Origin of the sequence: Polaromonas aquatica, from assembly GCF_042659145.1 — a bacterium.
GTDB classification, from domain to species: Bacteria; Pseudomonadota; Gammaproteobacteria; order Burkholderiales; family Burkholderiaceae_C; genus Polaromonas; species Polaromonas aquatica.
Genome location: NZ_JBHSRS010000009.1, coordinates 1 through 2,796, shown reverse-complemented (window position 1 = coordinate 2,796; position 2,796 = coordinate 1). Strand labels below are relative to the sequence as shown.

1 protein-coding gene and 2 pseudogenes are annotated in these 2,796 nt (G+C 55.0%); all 3 read left to right on the top strand.

All coding sequences use genetic code 11. The features are described 5' to 3' along the window. Positions 1-108 (top strand): annotated as a pseudogene (locus tag ACFQND_RS03895) (chemotaxis protein CheW); the annotation flags it as partial. Between the two features lie 24 nt (positions 109-132). Beyond that, positions 133-1,661: pseudogene (locus ACFQND_RS03890) on the top strand (methyl-accepting chemotaxis protein). A gap of 257 nt (positions 1,662-1,918) precedes the next feature. Further along, on the top strand, positions 1,919-2,796 hold an 878-nt coding region (locus ACFQND_RS03885), incomplete at its 3' end, for an MCP four helix bundle domain-containing protein (protein WP_377412375.1).

The following is a 2,796-nucleotide window of genomic DNA, read 5'->3' as shown; positions in this document are numbered from 1 at the left end:
TACCTGATTGGCCTGGGCACGCTCGATGAGCGGATGCTGATCCTGGTGGACCTCGAAAAACTCATGACCAGCGATGACATGGGCCTGGTCGAAAGAATATCGGCCTGATTGTTTGGGCTTAAAGGAAAAATCATGCAAGCGTTTTACAACCTGAAAATTTCAACAAAACTGCTGGTGTCGTTCTTTGCCGTGCTTACGTTGACGGCCTTTCTCGGTATCTTCTCCATTTTTGAGCTGTCGAAGGTCAACCGGATGTCGACGGACCTGGCAACCAACTGGATGCCCTCAACCAGGGCGTTGCTTGAAATGAAGGCCCTCATGGGACGTTATCGTGCCCAGGAGGCGCAACACGTTTTGGCCACGTCGGAAGCGGAGATGGCGGGCTATGAAAAGTCGATGGCAGATACTTGGGATGTATGGCAGAAAAATCGGGCCGAGTACGAAAAACTCATCTCCGAACCGGAAGAAAAAGCAATTTACCCTGAGTACAGCAAGGTGTTGGCGCTGTATGCGCAGGAGCATGACAAGATCACTGGGCTATCTCGCGCGCAGAAGACCGATGATGCTCGGGCCATGATTCGTGGCGAGTCGCTACGGTTGAACCGCGAGCTTATTGTGTTGGTCGACAAGCTGGTCAAGCTGAATGTTGATGGTGGAACGCGAGCAAGTGAGACGGCCGATGCCGCCTATACACAAGCCAAAGCCTGGGTTGTCAGCCTTTTGCTGGGGAGTATTGTCCTGGGTGTTGCCTTGGCATTGTGGATTGCGCGCATTATTTCCCGTCCGCTATCAGAAGCCGTAAAAGTGGCCGAAACGGTAGCCGCTGGCGACCTGAGCAGTCGTATAGAGGTGAGCAGCAAAGACGAAACAGGCCAGCTGATGCAAGCCCTCAAAGCCATGAACGACAGCCTGTCCAAGGTTGTTGGCGAAGTGCGTCATGGCACAGACACGATAGCCACAGCCTCAAGCCAGATAGCCTCAGGCAACCAGGACCTGTCCTCAAGGACAGAAGAACAAGCCAGCTCACTGGAAGAAACCGCAGCCTCCATGGAAGAGCTGACATCAACAGTCAAACAAAACGCAGACAACGCCCGCCAGGCCAATCAGTTAGCAGTTTCTGCCTCAAGCGTCGCTGTGCGCGGTGGCAGTGTGGTGGCCGAAGTGGTGGACACCATGGGAGCCATCAACGCCTCCTCCAGAAAGATCGTCGACATCATCGGCGTGATAGACGGCATAGCCTTCCAGACCAACATCCTGGCCCTCAATGCGGCAGTAGAAGCTGCCCGTGCTGGCGAGCAGGGACGGGGTTTTGCAGTGGTGGCCGCAGAAGTCAGGNAATTGAGCAGATCAACCAGGCCATCACCCAGATGGACCAGGTGACGCAGCAAAACGCAGCCTTGGTGGAAGAAGCCGCAGCCGCAGCGGCTTCCCTGCAGGAACAGGCCAGCGGCTTGTCACAAGCGGTCAGTGTGTTCAGGCTGGATAACGAGCAGCAGGGTGTGACCCCGGCCAGGCGGCCAACGGCGGCTGCCAGCAGCAAGCCGAGGGCGGCCCCCAAGCAGCCACCCGTTGCCAAACAGGCGATTGCTGCGCCCAGGGGAAAGTTGCAATTGGCGACTGAGGGGGCTGGCTCAACCTCTGGAGATTGGGAGACTTTCTAAAAATCTCTGGGTTATGACCTGTTTGGTGCCTTCTAAAGTTTCTTCAGGGGTTACCGATAAACAAATAAATGCAGGTGTTTCCCGCGAGCTGGCTTTCATGCTCGCGCTGCGCGGGCAAACAACTGGCCGGGTAAGGGGCTAATCCATGGGCGGAGTCGAAATGGATTGCCCAAAGCCCGATGGCGTAATGCAGGAGCCACCTGCAGTTGTTGTTATGCCAATTCAATTTCATCCGGAATTTTTAGAAGAAGAGAGTCATGGGTTTGAAGGATTTGAAAATCGGTGTTCGCCTGGGGCTTGGCTTCCTGGTCATGCTTTTGTTGATGGCTCTTGTTTCCGGTACCGGCATCTTGCGTCTTGAGAGTGTGGGTAACGCCACTGAGCAAATGGTTCAAGAGGCTTTGGTCAAGGAGCGTCTGGCTAATGGATGGGCCAACCTGATCGGCTCGAACAGCGCGAAAACTTTCGCGATGGTCAAGACCACCGACGATGCGACAGAGGCTTATTTCAAAAAAGGTGTGGCGGATGGCTCGGCACGAATCAATCCGATTCAGAAGCAGTTGGACGGGCTGTTGCGTTCTCCAGAAGAGAGAAAACTCTATGATGATGTAGCCGCGGTTCGCAAGGCAATGCTGGAAGTATTGGCTGCAGTTACTCAGCTCAAGACGGATCGTGAATGGGATGCTGCCAATAGTCTGGCCGACACCAAATTCGCAGCAGCACTGACCGCCTACGAACAGGCTGTGGAAAAGATCGCAGCCTATCAGCGAGAGCAGATTGATGCGGCCGCAAAAAGTATTGCACGAGAACATAAAACCGGTCGCACCCATCTGATCGTTCTGTCCGTGATCGCCCTGCTGATTGGGTGTACCCTGGCCTGGCTACTCACACGCGGCATCACGCGCCCGCTATCAGAAGCCGTAAAAGTGGCCGAAACGGTAGCGGCCGGAGACCTGAGCAGCCGTATTGAAGCAAGTAGCCGTGACGAAACAGGCCAGCTGATGCAGGCCCTCAAAGCCATGAACGACAGCTTGTCCAAAGTGGTGGGTGAAGTCCGCCATGGCACAGACACGATAGCCACAGCCTCAAGCCAGATAGCCTCAGGCAACCAGGACCTGTCCTCAAGGACAGAAGA